An 18,161-nucleotide genomic window follows, 5' to 3' on the forward strand; every position below is an offset into this window, starting at 1 on the left:
CAGTCTGCGTCCAGCGCGAGCGCCTGTGCTGATGGCGATCCGTCAGCTCCCCGAGATCCTGATCAACCAGATTGCCGCCGGCGAAGTCGTCGAGCGGCCTGCGTCCGTGGTCAAGGAACTGGTCGAAAACGCCCTCGATGCCGGTGCTACCCGCGTGGATATCGAGCTGGAAGAGGGCGGCGTGCGGCTGATCCGTATCCGCGACAACGGTGGCGGCATCACCCCCGACGAACTGCCGCTGGCGGTGTCGCGGCATGCCACCAGCAAGATCGCATCGCTGGACGATCTGGAAACCGTGGCCACGCTCGGATTCCGCGGCGAAGCCCTGCCGTCGATCGCCTCGGTCAGCCGTTTCACGCTGATCTCGCGTCGCCACGATGCCGAACATGGCTCCGCACTGGAGATCGACGGCGGGCGCCTGAGCGAGGTGATGCCACGCGCGCATGCGCCCGGCACCACGGTCGAAGTGCGCGAGCTGTTCTTCAACGTGCCGGCGCGGCGCAAGTTCCTGCGTGCCGAGCGCACCGAGCTGGGGCATATCGAAGAGTGGCTGCGCTCGTTGGCGTTGGCGCGCCCGGATGTGGAATTGCGGGTCTCGCACAACGGCAAACCGTCGCGTCGCTACAAGCCGGGCGATCTGTATTCGGATGCGCGGCTGGGCGAAACCCTGGGCGAGGATTTCGCGCGGCAGGCCTTGCGCGTCGATCACAGTGGCGCCGGCCTGCGTCTGCATGGCTGGGTTGCGCAGCCGCATTACTCGCGCGCCAGTACCGATCAGCAGTATCTCTACGTCAATGGCCGCTCGGTGCGCGATCGCAGCGTCGCGCACGCAGTCAAGATGGCCTATGGCGATGTGCTGTTCCATGGTCGCCAGCCGGCCTACGTGCTGTTCCTGGAACTGGATCCGGCGCGTGTGGACGTCAACGTGCATCCGGCCAAGCACGAGGTGCGTTTCCGTGAGGCGCGGCTGATCCACGACTTCGTCTACCGCACCTTGCAGGACGCGCTGGCGCATACGCGTGCCGGCGCGATGCCCAACAGCATCGGCACGGACGGCGCCAGCGATACGGTTGCTGCGTCGGGCGGCATGCTCGACCGACCAAATTACGGAGGCGGTGGCGGCGGTGCCGGCTATGGTCAGTGGACGCCATCGCAGACTCCACTGGGCTTGCGCGTGGACGAGGCGCGTGCGGCCTACAGCGCGCTGTATGCGCCGCCGTCCAGTGGCACGCAGCAGCAGTCTGCCGCCTTGCCGGAGGGCACCGGGATGGGCCTGCCGGCGACTGCCGCGGACAGTGGTGTGCCGCCGCTGGGGTATGCCGTCGCGCAGTTGCACGGCATCTACATCCTGGCCGAGAACGCCGAAGGCCTGATCGTGGTGGACATGCACGCCGCGCACGAACGCATCGGCTACGAGCGGCTCAAGAACGCGCACGACAGCATCGGCCTGCACGCACAGCCGCTACTGGTGCCGATGACGCTGGCGGTGGGCGAGCGCGAGGCCGACACCGCCGAGCGCGAAGCCGACACGCTGTCCAGCCTGGGCTTCGAGATCAACCGCGCCGGCCCGCAGTCGCTGCATGTGCGCAGCATTCCCGCGCTGCTTGCCAATGCCGACCCGGAGGCGTTGTTGCGCGATGTGCTCGGCGATCTGCGCGAGCATGGCCAGAGCCGGCGCATTGCCAGTGCGCGCGACGAATTGCTCTCCACGATGGCGTGCCACGGCGCGGTGCGCGCGAACCGGCGCCTGACCGTGCCGGAAATGAACGCACTGCTGCGCGATATGGAAGTTACCGAGCGCTCGGGGCAGTGCAACCATGGCCGACCGACCTGGGCACGGTTTACGCTGGGCGAAATCGATCGCTGGTTCCTGAGGGGACGCTGATGGCTGTATTGCACAAGGGGAACCGCTGGCTGCTCGGCATGCTGGTGTGTGCGGCGCTGGCCGGCTGCGGCAAGGATGCACCGCACCCGGCAGCGCCGGCTGCACTCGACAAGGCCTTCCTGGCCGATAACGCGGCCTGGCGCGAAGCGCGCCTGACCGAGTTGCGCGCGCCCGATGGCTGGACCAGCCTGGTCGGCCTGCACTGGCTGTCGCTGAAGGCGCATTACATCGGCAGCAGCGCCGACAGCGGCATCAGGCTGGCGGTCGGGCCATCCAAGATGGGCATGGTCGCGACCGAGGCCGATACGGTCTGGTTCGTGCCCGAGCGCGGCGCAGCATTGACCGTCGACGGCAGGCCGCTGACCGGCCGGATCCGCTTCCAGTCCGATTGCGACCCGCAGCCGACCTTCATCCATTTCGATGGCGGCAAGGGCGTGTTGAGCCTGATCCATCGTGGCGACCGCAATGCGCTGCGGGTCAAGCATGCCGACGCGCCATCGCGCAGCCACTTTGCCGGGCTGGATTACTGGCCGGTCGATCCGTCCTGGCGCATCAGCGCGCGCTATGTGCCCAACGATGTCGGTAAGACCATTCCGATCGTGGACATCGTCGGCATCAGCAGCGAACAACCCAACGCCGGGGCAATCACCTTCGAGCGCGATGGCAAGGCGTATCGGCTGGAGACCATCGGCGAACCCGGGCGGCCGATGTTCGTGGTGTTCGCCGATCGCACCAGTGGGCACGGCAGTTATCCGGCCGGGCGCTTTCTCGACCTGGACGTGCCCGACGCCTCCGGGCATGTGGTCGTCGATTTCAACCGAGCCTACAACCCGCCGTGCGCGTTCACTCCCTTTGCAACCTGTCCGCTGCCGCCGCCGGAAAACCGCATCGACCTGGCGGTGTCGGCCGGCGAGAAGACCTACAAGGTGCCGCACTGACGTGGAGACCAACGTGGTGAAGGCAAGCATGCGCACCCGGCTCGCAGCCTGGAGCTGCAGTGCGGTGATTGCTCTGGCTTTATGGAGCGGGGCGGTCGCGCCGACCTGGGCGCGCGCCAGCAACGAGGCGCCGGCCGGTCCACCGGTGCCGCTGTTGTGGAAGGTCGATGGCAAGGGCGGCACGCTGTATCTGCTGGGTTCGTTCCATGTGCTCAAGCCCAGTGATTACCCGTTGTCGCCGGATGTGATGCAGGCCTTCGCCAAGGCCGACCGCCTGGTGTTCGAACTGCCGCCCTCCGATGTGCAGTCGCCCGAACTGGCCGGCCGCATGCTGCAGGCGGCGCGGCGCAGCGACGGGCGTCGCCTGCAGGACGCACTGGATCCGAAGACCTGGCAGGCGCTGACCACCTACGCCCGCAAACACGGGATGCCGGTGGACAGCTTGCAGACCCTGGAACCCTGGTTCGTGGCGCTGACGATCAGTCTGGCGGAGATGAGCCGGCAAGGCATGGACCCGAACGCCGGTCTGGACCATCACCTGATGGCGCAGGCACAGGCGAGCGGCAAACCGGCCGATGGGCTGGAGCGTGCCGAGGAGCAGATTGCCTTGCTCGATGGCATGTCGCCGACCGAACAGCATCAGCTGCTGGAGGAATCGCTGGACGATGCCGGCGGCAACGATCAGCTGCGTCAGCTGCACGCGGCCTGGCGCAGTGGCGATGTGCGCACCCTGTCCACGCAGATGGCCGAAGAAATGCGGCAGCACTACCCGGCGCTGTATCAGGACATCAATGTCGAGCGCAATGCGCGCTGGGTGCCGCGGCTGGAGCAGCGGCTGGGCAAGGGCAGCGGGACCACGCTGGTGGTGGTCGGTGCGCTGCACCTGCTGGGAAGCGATGGCGTGGTGGAGCGTCTGCGCGCGCGTGGCTACCACGTGGAGCGGATCTGCTCGGCCTGCGCGGAGCAGGCCGGCCGCTGATTGGCTGCGCCGTGGAGCGGCTCACGCTCCAGGCGCTGCGCCTGTCTTACCCGCGGTTACGGGCCTTGCCGGTGGTGCCGGCGCTACCGGCCGTGCCGTGCGTGCCGGTGCCCATTGGGCCGCTGCCCATGCCGCTGCCACCCGGCGGCGGCGGCGTACCAGGGCCGCCCGGACGGCCGAAGCCGGCGCCGAAGTTGCGCTGGAATTCCTGCCACAACTCCAGGTTGCGCTCGGTCAGCTGGTTCATCATCGCCCACGGGGTCTGCCCGAGCAGGTTGCCCATCTGTTGGCGGAACTGCTGCTGCTGATCCAGGAACACCTGCATGCTGCGTTCCAGGTAGTTGCCCATGAAGCCCTGCAGCGAGTCGCCGTAGAAACGGATGATCTGACTCAGCAACTGGGTCGACAGCATCGGCTCGCCGTCCTGTTCGCGGTCGGCAATGATCTGCAGCAAGACCGCGCGGCTGAGGTCTTCGCCACTCTTGGCGTCGCGTACCTCGAATTCTTCGCCGTCGATGATGAGCTGACGCACATCCTCAATGGTGATGTAGCTGGAAATTTCCGTGTCGTAGAGACGGCGATTGGGATACTTCTTGATGATGCGAAGTCCGGCCATGGAACGTTCACTCACAACGATAGTGCGCGCAGGATGGCGCACCGCAGCAGCCCTTGCAACCGCCACAAGGCCTTATTTTCTTAAGTAGACACCTAAAAAATGTTGCGCAGCATGATTTTCAAGGGTTTTTATGCTGCATCGCAAAGTTGCAGCAAAGTTCACCAGCCCATGTGGTGGCCGCCGTTGATATCCAGGTTGGAGCCGGTGATCCAGGCGGCCTCTTCCGCAACCAGGAATGCCACCGCATAGGCGATTTCTTCCGGCCGGCCCAGGCGGCCGGTGGGGATGTCGGCAACGATCTTGGCGCGCACCTCTTCCGGCACCGCCATCACCATGTCGGTGGCCACATACCCCGGCGAAACGGTATTGACGGTGACCCCGAACGCGGCATTTTCCCGCGCCAGCGAGATGGTGAAGCCGTGCATGCCGGCCTTGGCAGCCGCGTAATTGGCCTGCCCGTACTGGCCCTTCAGGCCATTGATCGAACTGATCTGGATCACCCGTCCCCAGCCGCGCTGGCGCATGCCTTCGATCACCGGGCGAGTGACGTTGAACACCGAATTGAGATTGGTGTTGATGACGTCATGCCATTGTTCGGCGGTCATGCGATGGAAGGTGGTGTCGCGGGTGATGCCGGCGTTGTTGACCAGTATTTCGATCGGCCCCAGCGCTGCCTGGACGTCCTCGACCAGGCTGCGCGCATGTTCGGAGGACGCCACATCGCCGCGGAACAGGGCGATGTCGTAGCCCTGGGTCTGCATGCGCTGCTGCCACGCCTGGGCCTTTTCGGCGTTGCGGAAGTTGCTGGCCACCCGGTGGCCCTGGTCGGCCAGGCGCTTGCAGATGGCGGTGCCGATACCGCCGGTGCCGCCGGTGACCAATACGACGCGAGATGTCATGACGACTCCAATGGACAGGTAAGACTGGGGGCGGGCAGGACACAGGCGCGCTGCCTGGCCCGACGCCGGTGCTGGGGCGCAATTCTAGTCACGCCGGGGCTGTGATGCGCGTCCGTTCGCGTCCAGATGCAGGTGCCGGGGCAACTGCTGTGGCGAAAAATGCTGCACCGCATGCTGCAGCAAGGTGTCCAGCGCCGCCCGGCGCGGCAAGGCGTCCGGCTGCTGTCCCAGCACAGCCCAGGCGGCGTGCAGGGCCGGTTGCGGATCGGCGTCGTCCAGCGCAGGTGCAGCGTGCGACTTGGACAGCTTGCGGCCGGCCTGATCCAGGATCAGCGGCAGGTGCAGGTAGCGCGGTTGCGGCAGGCCCAGCGCGCGCTGCAGCAACAACTGGCGCGGGGTGGAGTCGAGCAGGTCGGCGCCGCGCACGACATCGGTGATGGCCTGCGCAGCATCGTCGACCACCACCGCCAGCTGGTACGCCCAGTAGCCATCGGCGCGGCGCAGCACCACGTCGCCGACCTCGGTATGCACGTCCTGCTCCACGTGGCCCTGCAGCGCATCGTCGAAGCCGACCGGTGGCTGTGGCGGCACCCGCAGGCGCACTGCACGGCGGGCGCCCAGCGGCGCCACGCAGGCGTGGTGGATGCCGCCCATGCCGGCAAGGTCGGCCCGGCTGCAGCTGCATTCGAATGCCAGTCCCGCCTCCAGCAAGGTGGCGATGGCAGCCTCGTACTGTGCGTGGCGCCCGGATTGGTACAGCACCGGCAGGTCCGAGTGCAGGCCGAAGGCGGCCAGCGTGCGCAACTGGCGCGCGCTGGCGCCGGCTTCGGCGCGCGGCGGATCGATGTCTTCGATGCGCACGCACCACTGACCGCCGGCGTGCCGCGCCAGCAGCCAGCTGCCGAATGCCGCCAGCAGGGAGCCGAAGTGCAGCGGGCCGGTCGGGGAAGGCGCGAAGCGGCCGCGGTAGGGGAGAGCTGGCATGATCGGCTGAATCGTCGGTCAGGTGATCGCTTGATTTCAAGCGCTGACGACCGCAGATCTGCTGCAGCTCATCTTGCTCGCGTGGAGTCGTCGCACCATGTTCAACCGCATTTTCCTGTTCCTGCTGACCAATTTTGCGGTGCTGGTGCTGGCCGGCATCGTGATGTCGGTGCTGGGCGTCAATCCCGCGCAGATGAGCGGCTTGCTGGTGATGGCGGCCGTGTTCGGGTTCGGTGGCTCGTTCATCTCGTTGCTGCTGTCCAAGTTCATGGCCAAGCGCAGCACCGGCGCGCAGGTGATCACCGAGCCGCGCACGCCAACCGAGCGCTGGTTGCTGGCGACGGTGCGCCGTCAGGCCGAGGCGGCCGGCATCGGCATGCCGGAAGTGGCGGTCTACGACGGCCCGGAGATCAATGCCTTCGCCACTGGCGCCAACCGCAACAACGCGCTGGTGGCGGTGTCCACCGGGCTGCTGCAGAACATGAGCCAGGACGAGGCCGAGGCGGTGCTGGGCCATGAAATTGCGCATGTCGCCAATGGCGACATGGTCACCATGGCCTTGCTGCAGGGCGTGCTCAATACCTTCGTGATCGTGCTGGCGCGCGTGGTCGGCGGCGTCATCGACAGCGCCATGTCGGGCAATCGCGACGGTGGCCGCGGCTTTGCCTACTACATCATCGTGTTCGTGCTGGAGATGGTGTTCGGCCTGTTCGCGACGATGATCGCGATGTGGTTCTCGCGGCGCCGCGAATTCCGCGCCGATGCCGGTGGCGCGCAACTGGCGGGCCGCAGCAAGATGATCGCCGCGTTGGAGCGCCTGTCGCTCAACCACGGCCAGAACAGCCTGCCTTCGCAGGTGCAGGCGTTCGGCATTTCCGGCGGTGGTGGCGATGGGCTGCGCCGGCTGTTCCTGAGCCACCCGCCGCTGGCCGAGCGTATCGCCGCGCTGCGCGCCGCCAACGGTGCGGCGATGTAAGACGGTAGCGCCAACCGATGCCTGCCAGCCAACAAAAAACCCGCGTCCTGCGGGTTTTTTGTTGGCTGGAGCGCGGCGGCAGTGATGCGCTACGGCTGCAGGTCTCAGCCGAACTCGTAGTTCATCAACGGCCCGGTTGGGGCGACGAAATCGCCTTGCACATAGTCCACCCCGGCGCTGAAGAAAGTGCTCATCGACTGCGCATCGGCCACGAACTCGGCCACGGTGAGGATGCCGGCCGGCTGCGCGCGCGAGGTGATCTCGCGGATCTTCTCCTGGCTTTCGCGCGCCGAGGCCACTTCGCCGGTGATGCCGCGATCGAGCTTGAGGAAGGCCGGCTGGAAATGCGCCAGCAACTGGAACGAGTCCAGGCCCGAGCCGAACTGTTCCAGCCCGACCTTGCAGCCCATCGCCGACACCGCCGCCAGGAACTGCTGGGCATTGCGCAGATGGGTGAACACCTTCGATTCCGGCGTCTGCAGCCACAGCCGTTCGCCCGGCACGCCGTACACGGCCAACTGCTCGCGGATGATGTCGATCATCTGCGGATCGGAGAACGAGTTGGGCCCGATGCGTACCAGCAGGTGCGTCCTGTGTCCTGCACGTTGCCGCTCGCCGAGCTGGCGGATCGCGCGCGCCACCACCCAGCGGTCGATCTCGGTGATCAGATCGTGTTCTTCGGCGATCGCCATGAAGGCGTTCGGCGACATCATCTCGCCGTTGCGCTCCAGCCGCAGGAAGGCCTGGTACAGCTCCAGCGGCTCGCCCTGCAGGTTGAGCACCGGTTGGTAATGCAGCAGGAAGCCGTCGCCGACCAGCGCCTCGCGCAGTTGCTGCACCCAGCGCTCGATGCGTTCCTCTTCGGCCCGGTCGGCCGCGGCCGGGTCGTAGATGCTGACCGCATTGCCGCCGAGCTCGGCGGTGGTGCGCACCGCCTCGGTGCCGCGGTTGAGCACGTGGCCGATGCTGGCGATCTTCTCGCCGATCTGCACTCCGCCGATGCTCACCGTCACCGTGGCCGAACGCGCGCCGATGCTGAAGACGTGCTGCGCGAAGGCGTCGCGTACCAGCTCCGCCAGTGCATGCGTGCGCGCGTAATTGCCGTCCATCAACAATGCAAAGCTGTGCTCGCCGAAACGTGCGGCGACCACGCTGTCATCGCTCACGCTGGCCACGTGCGCAGCCAGGGCGGCGATCAGCGCGTCAGCCGAATCCAGGCCGATCTCGGGCAGCAGGCGCGCGTAGTGGTCGGGCTCGATCAACAGGAAGCCGGACTGGCCTTCGCTGCGGCCGGCGCGCGCCACCGCCTGTTCCAGCGCCACCATGAAAGTGGGGCGGTTGAGCAGGCCAGTGACCTGATCGCGCTGGCGCAGATCCTCGACCTCGCGCGCCAGCTCCGGGTCGAATTCCTCGCGACGGCGGAACACCACCTGGATGCACGGCTCGCCTTCGTAGGTCGCGGTGGCGAACTCCATCGTCGCCGGAAAGGTGTCGCCTTCGAGCCGGCGCGCGTCGACCTTGTACTGCGCCGGCGGCGGCTCGCCCTTGGACATGGCCTTGAGCAGTTGCTTGAAATCGTCGACGTACTGGGCGGCGATCATGTCCAGCAGCGACACGCCTTCAACATCGTCGAACGACTCGAAGCCGAACATGTCCAGATACGCCTCGTTGGCGCGGATGTGCATGCCTTCGTGCACGTAGGCGATCGGGTCGCGCGAGGAGGCGATCAGGGCATCGCAGCGCCGTTCGGTCTCGCGCATCTGTGCCTCGATGCGGCGCAGGCCACGGCGTGCCTGCAGGTCGGCCCATTCCGAGCGCACCAGCGCCAGCAGGTGTTCGGGGCGATGACGCAGCACGATGGCGCGAATGCCATGTGCCGCGGCCTCGACCAGCGCGTTTTCCTCGATCCGCTCAGCCAGCAGGATGATCGGAATATCCTTGCCGCTGCCGGCGATCTGTTGCTGCAACGCGCTCATCGGGATCTGCAGCGCCTGCCCGTGCAGGGCCAGGTCGATCTGCCCCGACAGCATGCTGGCGAGCTCTTCCGGTGTCTGTGGCCGCGACGGACGCACTGCGATGCCGCCGTTGCGCAGCGCGGTCACGATCGCCTCCGCGCTTTCGACGCTGTCGTCGACGATCATCAGGCGGAGGGTGAGATCTTTGCCTTTTTGCATGCGCGTTTCCCTAGCGACGGGCTTTAATACACGAAGGAACTCGGCTGCGTCCATGTCTGTGGACACGGCCGCATCCGGGGTGAGACTCAGGCCACGTTTCCATGTGTTGGAGCTGACATCAGGCCACGCTCCCGGCGGCATGGCCGGATGCCCATGCCCACTGAAAGTTGTAGCCGCCCAACCAGCCGGTCACATCCAGTACCTCGCCGACGAAGTACAGGCCGGCCACCAGCCGCGACTCCATGCTCGCACTGGAGACCTGGTTGGTATCGACACCTCCCAGCGTTACTTCAGCGGTGCGATAGCCTTCGGTTCCACTGGCGATCAGCGGGAAGGCAGCCAGCAGATCCGCTGCGGCCTGCAGCTGCGGTGGGTCGAGCTGGCGGACCGGCTTGTCCGGCAACCACACCTCGCACAGGCGCTGGGCGAACCGCCGCGGCAGCACGTCGGCCAGCACGTTGCGCAGTTCGGTGGCGCCACGCTGATTTTTCTGGTCGCGCAGCCACGCCGCCGCATCCTGGCCGGGCAGCAGGTCCAGGCGCAGGTCGTCGCCGGGCTGCCAGTACGAGGAGATCTGCAGGATGGCCGGGCCGCTGACGCCGCGGTGGGTGACCAGCATGAAGTTGCGGAAGCTGACCCCGTTGCACTGCGCCTGGACCGGTAGCGCCAGCCCGGACAGGTCCTGCAGCCGTTCCTGGTGCTTGCCGCTCAGGGTCAGCGGCACCAGCCCGGCACGCGTCGGCAACAGCGTGTGGCCGAACTGCTGGGCCAGCGCATAGCCGAAGCCGCTGGCGCCCATGCTCGGAATCGACAGCCCGCCGGTCGCCACGATCAGCGACTGCGCCTGCACGCGTCCCTGGCTGGTCTCCACGCTGAAGCCGTCGCTGCCGCGTTGTACCGATTGCACCTTGCAGTCGGTACGCACCTGCACGCCCGCCGCCTCGCACTCGTCCAGCAGCATGCGCACGATCTGCTTGGACGAGATGTCGCAGAACAGCTGGCCCAGCTCTTTCTCGTGATAGGCGATGCCGTGGCGCTCGACCATCTCCACGAAATCCAGCGGGCTGTAGCGGGCGAGGGCGGACTTGCAGAAGTGGCGGTTGGCCGAGAGGAAGTTGCCCGGCGTGGTGCCGGTATTGGTGAAGTTGCAGCGGCCGCCACCGGACATCAGGATCTTCTTGCCGACTTTGTTGGCATGGTCGATCACCAGCACCTGGCGGCCGCGCCGGCCCGCGGTGAAGGCGCTCATCAGTCCGGCCGCGCCGGCACCGATGACCAGCACGTCGCAACGCATGCTCATTCGGCCGGGGCTTGCCGCACCATCGGGGTCAGGGTGACGCTGCCGTGGTCGGCCAGCATCTGCACCTCGCCGTCCTGGATGATCACGTCGAAGCGCATGCCGCGCTGGATCAGCGCGCCCAGCGCTTCGGTGGCCTGCGAGTCCAGCTCGATCACGCGCAGGTTGCGCTGGCGGCTAAGCGCGTTGGCCTGCTTCTTCCACCAGGTTTCGGTGGCCTGGCCGCCATAGCCGATCACCACCGCTTCGCGCGACCGATTGCAGGCCTTGCGCACCCGGCTTTCGTCCGGCTGGCCGAGGTCGATCCACAGGTCCGGGTCGCCGGTGTAGTCGCGCCGCCACAGGTCGGGTTCGTCCTCGTTGCTGAGGCCGCGGCCGAATTCCAGGCGGTCGTCGGCGAACAGCGCGAACGCCAGCAGCCGCACCATCAGGCGCTCGTCGGTTTCGGAGGGATGCTGGGCCAGGGTCAACGAATGGTTGGCGTAGTAGCCACGGTCCATGTCGCTGATCTGGAGTTCCGCCCTGCGGACGGTGGCGGTAAGGGCCATCAGGATGCCGGTTGCAAAGGGCATTTATGATACGCCCCCGTTGCAATGCCGGCGTGTTGCGGTCAGCGCCGCGCCATCTCGGCCAGCCAACGGTCCAACTGGGCGGCAAATGCCTGGCGGTCACGCGGGTGCAGGGCCGCGGGCCCGCCGGTGACCACGCCGGCGCCGCGCAGTTCCTCCAGAAAGCCGCGGACCGACAGGCGCTCGTTGATGCTGTCGCGGGTAAACGGCTCGCCACGCGGGCTGACGGCGGCCGCTTCCGCCTCCAGTACGCGAGCGGCCAGCGGAATGTCCTGGGTGACGACCAGGTCGCCTGCGGCCACCCGTGCGGCGATGGCGTCGTCTGCCGCGTCCGCGCCTCCAGGTACCTGCAGCGCACGCACGTGGGCCAGGCGAGGGGTGGGCAGGAAATGATTGGCGACCAGCGTCACCGCGGTGCCGGTACGTGCGGCGGCGCGGAAAAGGATGTCGCGGATGACTGCCGGGCAGGCATAGGCGTCGACCCAGATATGCGGGCGGGACGGCAGGGGAGGCGTATTCATGTGTTGAAATCGAGAGGGAAGGGGCCTGACAGGTGGTCGGATTCGGCCTGACAGTAAAAAATTTGACGCAAGGTGTCGCTTTTTGCTGGGAACGCGAGTACTGTGCACGCACTGTGTTTGCAAGGGTCACCGTGAATCGTGGCCTGATGCAGCCGGATCGTTACAGATCTCGCTTCATCGTTCCGCTTTACCAACGCCTGCAACTCAGTCTCAGCTCCGGCTTTTCGGACGCTGCGATTTATCCATCTATAGTTCAGGAGTTTGTAAATGTCAGATCGTCAGAGCGGTACCGTGAAGTGGTTCAACGATGCCAAGGGCTTCGGCTTCATCACCCCGGAAAGCGGCCCGGACCTGTTCGTGCACTTCCGTGCCATCCAGGGCACCGGCTTCAAGTCGCTGCAGGAAGGCCAGAAAGTGACCTTCGTCGCCGTGCAGGGCCAGAAGGGCATGCAGGCTGACCAGGTGCAAGCGGTCTAATCCGTCTGCAACCGTAAGGTTGCCAAAAACGCCGGTCGCGCAAGCGACCGGCGTTTTTTATTGGGCGCGGTTTGATCAGTGCAATAGAGAGTGCGGGCGGTTCGGCCCGCTCAGGTGAGCGCAGCGACGACACGCCAATCGGTAGCATGTGCGCTTTCCGCGTGCAGCCTCTTCCATGATCACTGTCCACCATCTCAACAATTCCCGTTCCCAGCGCGTGCTGTGGCTGCTGGAGGAACTGGCGCTGCCGTACCAGATCGTGCGGCATGAGCGCGATCCCAAGACCATGCTGGCGCCGGCGGCATTGCGTGCCATCCATCCGCTCGGCAAGTCGCCGGTGGTTGTCGACGGCGATCTGACCGTGGCCGAGTCCGGCGCGATCCTGGAGTTTCTGACCGAACGCTACGACACCGAATGCGCGCTGTCGCCGCCACCGCGTCCGCTGGAGTCGCCGGAGCGCCTGAAGTTCCGTTACTGGATGCATTACGCCGAAGGCTCGGCAATGCCGCCGCTGCTGATGACACTGATCTTCGGGCGGATTCGCAGTGCGCCGATGCCGTTCTTCGCCAAGCCGATCGCACGTGCCATCGTGGACAAGGCGATGTCCGGTTTTGTCGGTCCGCAGCTCAAACTGCATCTGGACTGGATGGAGCAGTCGCTGCAGGCAAGCGAATGGTTTGCCGGTGAGCGCTTTACTGCAGCCGACATCCAGATGAGCTTCCCGGTGCAGGCCGCTTTTGCACGTGGCGGCGGGCTGGAAAGCTATCCGCGTCTGCGCGCGTTTCTCGCGCGCATCGAAGCGCGTCCGGCGTACCTGGCCGCGCTGAAGAAGGGCGGCCCGTTCGAGCTGATGGGGCGCAAGCCCGCCGAGTGACGTTGCGGGATACGCCCAGGAAGCTACAGGTCACCGTGCTTCGACGGTGTCCTGCCAGGGTTTGGCGAATCCCCAATCCCGACTCCCCAATCCCGTACCGCCCAATCAAGGCGCCCGACATTGCCGCAGGAACTGCAGCGTGTCGCGCAGCACGGGCGAGCGCTCGGGCGGTTTGCGCAGCGCCAGCACGATGCCGAGATGGCCCATGCCCGGGTAGACCTTCAATTCGGCCGTGCCGCCCTTGCGTTGCAGGGCGTGCTGCAACGAAGTGCTGTTCTGCAGCTCGACCACGCGATCGGCATTGCCATGCAGTAGCAGCATCGGCGGTTCGTCGCCGCCGACGTAGTGCACCGGCTGCGATTGCTGTTGCGCGGCCGGTGCCTTGCCGAAGATCTCGATCAGCTCCGGATCGGTCAGCGGCAGGAAGTCGTAGGGCCCGGCCAGACCCACCACCCCGCACAGTTGCCGGGGTTGCAGGCCTTGCGCCTGCAGCCAGCGCGCGTCGGTACCCAGCAGCGCGGCCATATGCGCGCCCGCGGAGTGGCCCATCACCGCCAAGCGCGTCGGGTCGCCACCGTAGTCATGCGCATGCCGATAGCCCCAGGCGGTGGCGCCGGCAGCGTCGGACATGAAGCCCTGCAGGCCGACCTGCGGATACTTGCGGTAGTCGGCCACCATTGCCACCACGCCCTGACGTGCGAGCGTGCGGCCGACCCAGCGATAGTTGGCGCGCGTCCCGCGCTTCCAGGTGCCGCCATAGAAGAACACCACCACCGGGGCATCCACCGCGCCGCGCGGCTGGTAGACGTCCAGGGCCAGACCATGCGCCGGATCGAACACCTGGTCGCGGCGCTCGACAATGCCGTCGCGGCTGGAGGCGGCGTTGATGCCGCCAAAGAACACGCTGCTGCAGGCGGTCAGTGTCAGCGAGCCGAGCAGCAGCAGGGCGGGGCGAAACCAGCGGGAAGTGCGCGAGGGCATGGGCGATGTCGTTTGAGGGGCGGGGAGGAATAACGCGGCGGCTGTTGCCTGCGTGTGCAGGACGAGTCCATTTGCTGGCGGCCAGCTGCTCGAAGATACGGTACGTGCGCAACGCCGGATGCGTGGTTGCCCATGCGAAGTTCACTGTCGTTGGCCTACGCTGGCATGCATGACGACTCTGCAGTTTGACAACCGCCTGCGCCAGCAGCTGCCCGGTGATTCCGAACAAGGTCCACGCCGCCGCGAGGTACGCGCTGCATGGTCGACGGTGATGCCGACGCCGGTGGCCGCGCCGCGCCTGCTGGCGTATTCGGCCGATGTCGCCCAACGGCTGGGGCTGGATGAGGCCGAGATCAACAGCGCGCAGTTTGCCGAGGTATTCGCCGGCAATGCGCTGTACCCGGGCATGCAGCCGTGGGCGGTCAATTATGGCGGGCACCAGTTCGGACATTGGGCCGGCCAGTTGGGTGACGGCCGGGCGATTTCGCTGGGCGAGGCAATCGGGGTCGATGGCGGTCGCTACGAGCTGCAGCTCAAGGGCGCAGGCCCGACCCCTTATTCGCGCGGTGCCGATGGCCGGGCGGTCTTGCGCTCGTCGATCCGCGAATTCCTGTGCAGCGAAGCGATGCATCATCTGGGTGTGCCGACCACGCGTGCGCTGAGTCTGGTCACCACCGGCGATGCGGTGGTGCGCGACATGTTTTACGACGGCCGGCCGCAGCGCGAGCCGGGCGCGATCGTATGCCGGGTGGCGCCCTCGTTCATCCGCTTCGGCAACTTCGAGTTGCCCAGTGCGCGCGGCGATCTGGCGCTGCTGCGGCAATGGGTGGACTTCACCATCGCGCGTGATTTCCCGCAGCTGCAAGGTGCTGGCGAGGCGCTTTACGCAGCATGGTTCGCGCAGGTCTGCGAGCGCACCGCGGTGATGGTGGCGCACTGGATGCGGGTGGGCTTTGTGCATGGGGTGATGAACACCGACAACATGTCGATCCTGGGGCTGACCATCGATTACGGCCCCTACGGCTGGGTCGACGACTACGACCCGGACTGGACGCCGAACACCACCGATGCGCAGGGCCGTCGCTACCGCTTCGGCACCCAGCCCCAGGTCGCCTATTGGAATCTGGGGCGCCTGGCGCAGGCGCTGGCGCCGCTGTTCGCCGACCAGGCGCAGCTGCAGCAGGGGCTGGACCGCTTCCGCGATACCTACCTGGCCTGCGACCGCCGCGACACTGCCGCCAAGTTGGGTCTGGCCGACTGCCGCGACGAGGATCTGCAACTGATCGATGCGCTGCGCGCGTTGATGCACAACGCGGAAATGGACATGACGCTGACCTTCCGCGGCCTGATCGCATTTGCGCCAGAGCATCCGGATCCTGAGCTGTTGCGTGAGGCGTTCTACGACCAGGACAAGCGCCTCGCGCATGCCGCGCAGCTGCAGGACTGGCTGCAGCGTTACGCTGAGCGGCTGCAGCAGGACACGCTGTCGCCGGAGGTGCGGCGCGAACGCATGCGCCTGGCCAACCCGCGTTACGTGCTGCGCAATTATCTGGCGCAGCAGGCGATCGACCTGGCCGAGCAGGGCGATCCATCCGGCGTAGAAGAGTTGCTGGAGGTCATGCGGCACCCGTATGACGAGCAGCCGGGCCGCGAGGCGTTTGCCGCACGGCGACCAGACTGGGCGCGCGACCGCGCCGGCTGCTCGATGCTGTCCTGCAGTTCCTGACGCGCTCAGATGCAGGTATGTCGTAAACGCGGCGTCGTGAGCCCGCGCAGCCTAGAATAGGGTGGTCCCCACCGGCCTAGACGCCACCACCACCATGACTGACTGCACCCGCTGCGCCGGCACCAATTCTTCCGGACCCAATCAATGGTCCGAACGGATCCGCGACATCGCCGATTTTCCCAAGCCGGGCATCGTCTTCAAGGACATCACGCCGCTGCTGTCCGATGGCCCGGACTTCGCCTCGGCGCTGGATGAAATGGCGCAGCCCTGGCGCACCACGCCGCTGGATGCGGTGCTGGGCATCGAGGCGCGCGGTTTCATCCTGGGCTCGGCGCTGGCGCGCGAACTGCGCACCGGCTTTGTGCCGGTGCGCAAGCCCGGCAAACTGCCTGGGCGTACGCTGGTTCAGGAATATGCGCTGGAATACGGTACCGACCGCATCGAAATGCACGAGGACGCGTTGCCACGCGGCGCGCGCGTGTTGATCGTCGACGACGTGCTTGCCACCGGCGGTACGCTGCGCGCGGCCCTGAGTCTGGCCGCACAGCTGGAGCTGGAAGTGGTCGGCGCGGCGGTGCTGGTCGAGTTGCTGGCGTTGCAGGGCCGCGAGAAGTGGGCCAATGACGTGCCGTTGCTGGCTACCTTGAGCTACTGACTCAGGCAGCTTGCCGATCGAGCAACTTGCCGATCAGGCTTTCTGGCAACAGGAATGCGCAAGCATGCGCATCCCTGTGGATCGTGCGGCAGGCGCTATCGCAGCCGCTCGATCGGTTGGTCGGCAGGGTCGCTGCCGCGCGTTGATTACAGCTTGCTGACCCGGAACCGGCGTCCCTTGATCTTGCCCGCATGCAGATGCGCCAGCGCCTTGGCGACCTGCGCGCGGGCGATGGCGACATAGGAGCGGGTGGGGTAGATCGCGATCTTGCCGATCGCCGCGCCCGACAGTCCGGCTTCGCCGGTCAGTGCGCCGAGGATGTCGCCGGCACGCAGCTTGTCGGTCTTGCCGCCGTCGATGCGTAGCGTGGTCATGGCCGCCTGCGGCAGCTGCGCCGGGCGGGCGGTGGCCAGGGGCGCGCGCGACCACTTCAGTGGCTGGCCCTGTTCGGCTTCCAGCGCCTGCGCGCGGCCGGTCTCGCGCGAGGCCACCAGGCTGAGCGCCAATCCACGCTTGCCGGCGCGCGCGGTGCGGCCGATGCGGTGGCGGTAGGTTTCGGTATCGGTGGGCAGCTCGTAATTGACCACTGCCGACAGGTCTTCCACGTCGAGCCCGCGTGCGGCCACATCGCTGGCCACCAGCACGTTGCAGCTGCGGTTGACGAAGCGCACCAGCACTTCGTCGCGGTCGCGCTGCTCCATGTCGCCGTGCAGGGCGAGCGCGGAGAAGCCGAACTCCTGCAGCGAGCCGGCCACCTCGTCCACTTCCTTGCGGGTATTGCAGAACACCACGCTGGATTCGGGATTGAAGCGCAGCAGTAGGCCGGCGACGGCCTTCTGCCGGTAGGTCGGGTCGACCTCGAAAAACTGCTGGTCGATTTCCGGCGCGTTGTCGGCGCCTTCGACGGTGATTTCGACCGGGTCCTTGAGGATCTCGCGCGCCAGCGTGCGGATGATGTCCGGGAAGGTGGCCGAGAACAGCAGGCTCTGGCGGTGCTTGTCGCAGCGGCTGGCGATCTCGCGGATGGGTTCTTCAAAGCCCATGTCGAGCATGCGGTCGGCCTCGTCCAGCACCAGCGTGCGCACGCCGCCCAGATGCAGGGCGCGCTTGCGGGCCAGTTCCTGGATGCGGCCGGGCGTGCCGACCACCACTTGCGGGTCGTGCGCTTCCAGCGAGGCCAGCTGCGGGCCGAGCGGCATGCCGCCGGTCAGCACCACCAGCTTCATGTTGGGGATGCCGGTAGCCAGCTTGCGCAACTGCTTGCCGACCTGATCGGCCAGTTCGCGGGTGGGGCACAGCACCAGCGCCTGCGCGCGGGTCAGCGCCGGGTCGAGCTTCTGCAGCAGGCCCAGCCCGAAGGCGGCGGTCTTGCCGCTGCCGGTCGGCGCCTGGGCGATGATGTCCAGCCCCTGCAGGATCGGCGGCAGGCTCTGTGCCTGGATGGGAGTGAGGACGGTGTAGCCAAGGGCGTCGATGCCGGGGGCCAGGGCCGGCGACAGCGGCAGCGCGGAGAATTCGTTCATGGCGCATTTTAGCCGGGATTGGGCAGTGGGGATTGGGGATTCGCGACGGCGAGGCTTTTTCCATTCCCGATTCACCATTCCCGATTC

General features: G+C 66.7%; 17 protein-coding genes. 8 read left to right on the forward strand and 9 right to left on the reverse strand.

Going from position 1 to position 18,161, the window contains the following annotated elements; all coding sequences use genetic code 11:
* Nucleotides 1–31: 31 nt before the first annotated feature.
* The 3 genes from mutL to XARJCFBP2528_RS03815 are packed head-to-tail and all read left to right on the forward strand — an operon-like array spanning nucleotide 32 to nucleotide 3,802.
* Complete coding sequence (gene mutL, locus XARJCFBP2528_RS03805; protein ID WP_026064817.1) at nucleotides 32–1,885, forward strand: DNA mismatch repair endonuclease MutL; 1,854 nt, start codon at nucleotides 32–34, stop codon at nucleotides 1,883–1,885.
* Nucleotides 1,885–2,823 (forward strand): DUF1684 domain-containing protein, encoded by a 939-nt coding sequence (locus tag XARJCFBP2528_RS03810; protein WP_016904484.1) that lies wholly within the window; start codon nucleotides 1,885–1,887, stop codon nucleotides 2,821–2,823. Before mutL ends, XARJCFBP2528_RS03810 begins: the two co-directional genes overlap by 1 nt.
* A gap of 28 nt (nucleotides 2,824–2,851) precedes the next feature.
* Nucleotides 2,852–3,802 (forward strand): TraB/GumN family protein, encoded by a 951-nt coding sequence (locus tag XARJCFBP2528_RS03815; protein WP_026064816.1) that lies wholly within the window; start codon nucleotides 2,852–2,854, stop codon nucleotides 3,800–3,802.
* A gap of 46 nt (nucleotides 3,803–3,848) precedes the next feature.
* On the opposite strand, the gene phaR is transcribed toward XARJCFBP2528_RS03815, so the two are convergent.
* The 3 genes from phaR to gluQRS all read right to left on the reverse strand — a co-directional run bounded on the left by phaR (nucleotide 3,849) and on the right by gluQRS (nucleotide 6,301).
* Nucleotides 3,849–4,418, reverse strand: a complete 570-nt coding sequence (gene phaR, locus XARJCFBP2528_RS03820) for a polyhydroxyalkanoate synthesis repressor PhaR (protein ID WP_016904482.1) — start codon at nucleotides 4,416–4,418, stop codon at nucleotides 3,849–3,851.
* 158 nt (nucleotides 4,419–4,576) lie between these two features.
* On the reverse strand, nucleotides 4,577–5,317 hold the full coding sequence (gene phbB, locus XARJCFBP2528_RS03825) for a beta-ketoacyl-ACP reductase (protein WP_024939297.1): 741 nt from the start codon (nucleotides 5,315–5,317) through the stop codon (nucleotides 4,577–4,579).
* 84 nt (nucleotides 5,318–5,401) lie between these two features.
* The gene (gluQRS, locus tag XARJCFBP2528_RS03830) at nucleotides 5,402–6,301 is read right to left on the reverse strand and encodes a tRNA glutamyl-Q(34) synthetase GluQRS (RefSeq protein WP_016904480.1); all 900 of its coding nucleotides are present in this window, start codon (nucleotides 6,299–6,301) and stop codon (nucleotides 5,402–5,404) included.
* A 97-nt stretch (nucleotides 6,302–6,398) separates the two neighbouring features.
* Here gluQRS and htpX point away from each other — a divergent pair, with 97 nt between their 5' ends.
* Nucleotides 6,399–7,277, forward strand: a complete 879-nt coding sequence (gene htpX / locus XARJCFBP2528_RS03835; protein ID WP_016904479.1) for a protease HtpX — start codon at nucleotides 6,399–6,401, stop codon at nucleotides 7,275–7,277.
* A 104-nt stretch (nucleotides 7,278–7,381) separates the two neighbouring features.
* Here htpX and XARJCFBP2528_RS03840 read toward each other — a convergent pair whose 3' ends face one another.
* The 4 genes from XARJCFBP2528_RS03840 to XARJCFBP2528_RS03855 all read right to left on the reverse strand — a co-directional run bounded on the left by XARJCFBP2528_RS03840 (nucleotide 7,382) and on the right by XARJCFBP2528_RS03855 (nucleotide 11,838).
* Entirely contained in the window at nucleotides 7,382–9,451 is a 2,070-nt protein-coding gene (locus XARJCFBP2528_RS03840) for a GGDEF/EAL domain-containing response regulator (RefSeq protein WP_016904530.1), read from the reverse strand.
* 118 nt (nucleotides 9,452–9,569) lie between these two features.
* Complete coding sequence (locus XARJCFBP2528_RS03845) at nucleotides 9,570–10,751, reverse strand: BaiN/RdsA family NAD(P)/FAD-dependent oxidoreductase (RefSeq protein ID WP_016904531.1); 1,182 nt, start codon at nucleotides 10,749–10,751, stop codon at nucleotides 9,570–9,572.
* Nucleotides 10,748–11,296, reverse strand: coding sequence for a YaeQ family protein (locus tag XARJCFBP2528_RS03850; RefSeq protein ID WP_024939301.1), 549 nt, complete (start codon nucleotides 11,294–11,296; stop codon nucleotides 10,748–10,750). The genes XARJCFBP2528_RS03845 and XARJCFBP2528_RS03850 overlap by 4 nt, the downstream gene beginning before the upstream one ends.
* 62 nt (nucleotides 11,297–11,358) lie before the next feature.
* Nucleotides 11,359–11,838: a YaiI/YqxD family protein gene (locus tag XARJCFBP2528_RS03855; RefSeq protein ID WP_016904533.1), complete on the reverse strand. Its 480-nt coding sequence runs from the start codon at nucleotides 11,836–11,838 to the stop codon at nucleotides 11,359–11,361.
* Between the two features lie 267 nt (nucleotides 11,839–12,105).
* On the opposite strand from XARJCFBP2528_RS03855, the gene XARJCFBP2528_RS03860 reads away from it, so the two are divergent.
* Entirely contained in the window at nucleotides 12,106–12,315 is a 210-nt protein-coding gene (locus XARJCFBP2528_RS03860; RefSeq protein ID WP_006451993.1) for a cold-shock protein, read from the forward strand.
* A gap of 175 nt (nucleotides 12,316–12,490) precedes the next feature.
* The gene (locus tag XARJCFBP2528_RS03865) at nucleotides 12,491–13,189 is read left to right on the forward strand and encodes a glutathione S-transferase (protein WP_016904534.1); all 699 of its coding nucleotides are present in this window, start codon (nucleotides 12,491–12,493) and stop codon (nucleotides 13,187–13,189) included.
* A 105-nt stretch (nucleotides 13,190–13,294) separates the two neighbouring features.
* On the opposite strand, the gene XARJCFBP2528_RS03870 is transcribed toward XARJCFBP2528_RS03865, so the two are convergent.
* The gene (locus tag XARJCFBP2528_RS03870; protein ID WP_016904535.1) at nucleotides 13,295–14,170 is read right to left on the reverse strand and encodes an alpha/beta hydrolase; all 876 of its coding nucleotides are present in this window, start codon (nucleotides 14,168–14,170) and stop codon (nucleotides 13,295–13,297) included.
* Nucleotides 14,171–14,339: 169 nt separating this feature from the next.
* Here XARJCFBP2528_RS03870 and XARJCFBP2528_RS03875 point away from each other — a divergent pair, with 169 nt between their 5' ends.
* Nucleotides 14,340–15,896, forward strand: a complete 1,557-nt coding sequence (locus XARJCFBP2528_RS03875) for a protein adenylyltransferase SelO (RefSeq protein WP_047124333.1) — start codon at nucleotides 14,340–14,342, stop codon at nucleotides 15,894–15,896.
* Nucleotides 15,897–15,990: 94 nt separating this feature from the next.
* Nucleotides 15,991–16,551 carry an adenine phosphoribosyltransferase gene (locus XARJCFBP2528_RS03880; protein ID WP_024939306.1) on the forward strand — a complete coding sequence of 187 codons (561 nt, stop codon included), beginning with the start codon at nucleotides 15,991–15,993 and terminating at the stop codon, nucleotides 16,549–16,551.
* 146 nt (nucleotides 16,552–16,697) lie between these two features.
* Here XARJCFBP2528_RS03880 and dbpA read toward each other — a convergent pair whose 3' ends face one another.
* Complete coding sequence (gene dbpA, locus XARJCFBP2528_RS03885; protein ID WP_047124334.1) at nucleotides 16,698–18,074, reverse strand: ATP-dependent RNA helicase DbpA; 1,377 nt, start codon at nucleotides 18,072–18,074, stop codon at nucleotides 16,698–16,700.
* Nucleotides 18,075–18,161 lie beyond the last annotated feature (87 nt).

This window comes from Xanthomonas arboricola pv. juglandis (genome assembly GCF_001013475.1).
GTDB classification, from domain to species: Bacteria; Pseudomonadota; Gammaproteobacteria; order Xanthomonadales; family Xanthomonadaceae; genus Xanthomonas; species Xanthomonas arboricola.

Excerpts from the sequence above, each read along its gene's own strand:
- XARJCFBP2528_RS03855 (WP_016904533.1), bottom strand. The coding sequence starts at position 11,838 with ATGAATACGCCTCCCCTGCCGTCCCGCCCGCATATCTGGGTCGACGCC.
- XARJCFBP2528_RS03875 (WP_047124333.1), top strand. The coding sequence starts at position 14,340 with ATGACGACTCTGCAGTTTGACAACCGCCTGCGCCAGCAGCTGCCCGGT.
- XARJCFBP2528_RS03845 (WP_016904531.1), bottom strand. The coding sequence starts at position 10,751 with ATGAGCATGCGTTGCGACGTGCTGGTCATCGGTGCCGGCGCGGCCGGA.
- XARJCFBP2528_RS03815 (WP_026064816.1), top strand. The coding sequence starts at position 2,852 with ATGCGCACCCGGCTCGCAGCCTGGAGCTGCAGTGCGGTGATTGCTCTG.
- XARJCFBP2528_RS03810 (WP_016904484.1), top strand. The coding sequence starts at position 1,885 with ATGGCTGTATTGCACAAGGGGAACCGCTGGCTGCTCGGCATGCTGGTG.
- phbB (WP_024939297.1), bottom strand. The coding sequence starts at position 5,317 with ATGACATCTCGCGTCGTATTGGTCACCGGCGGCACCGGCGGTATCGGC.
- XARJCFBP2528_RS03840 (WP_016904530.1), bottom strand. The coding sequence starts at position 9,451 with ATGCAAAAAGGCAAAGATCTCACCCTCCGCCTGATGATCGTCGACGAC.
- phaR (WP_016904482.1), bottom strand. The coding sequence starts at position 4,418 with ATGGCCGGACTTCGCATCATCAAGAAGTATCCCAATCGCCGTCTCTAC.
- dbpA (WP_047124334.1), bottom strand. The coding sequence starts at position 18,074 with ATGAACGAATTCTCCGCGCTGCCGCTGTCGCCGGCCCTGGCCCCCGGC.
- XARJCFBP2528_RS03870 (WP_016904535.1), bottom strand. The coding sequence starts at position 14,170 with ATGCCCTCGCGCACTTCCCGCTGGTTTCGCCCCGCCCTGCTGCTGCTC.
- XARJCFBP2528_RS03880 (WP_024939306.1), top strand. The coding sequence starts at position 15,991 with ATGACTGACTGCACCCGCTGCGCCGGCACCAATTCTTCCGGACCCAAT.
- XARJCFBP2528_RS03865 (WP_016904534.1), top strand. The coding sequence starts at position 12,491 with ATGATCACTGTCCACCATCTCAACAATTCCCGTTCCCAGCGCGTGCTG.
- XARJCFBP2528_RS03860 (WP_006451993.1), top strand. The coding sequence starts at position 12,106 with ATGTCAGATCGTCAGAGCGGTACCGTGAAGTGGTTCAACGATGCCAAG.
- XARJCFBP2528_RS03850 (WP_024939301.1), bottom strand. The coding sequence starts at position 11,296 with ATGGCCCTTACCGCCACCGTCCGCAGGGCGGAACTCCAGATCAGCGAC.
- htpX (WP_016904479.1), top strand. The coding sequence starts at position 6,399 with ATGTTCAACCGCATTTTCCTGTTCCTGCTGACCAATTTTGCGGTGCTG.
- gluQRS (WP_016904480.1), bottom strand. The coding sequence starts at position 6,301 with ATGCCAGCTCTCCCCTACCGCGGCCGCTTCGCGCCTTCCCCGACCGGC.
- mutL (WP_026064817.1), top strand. The coding sequence starts at position 32 with ATGGCGATCCGTCAGCTCCCCGAGATCCTGATCAACCAGATTGCCGCC.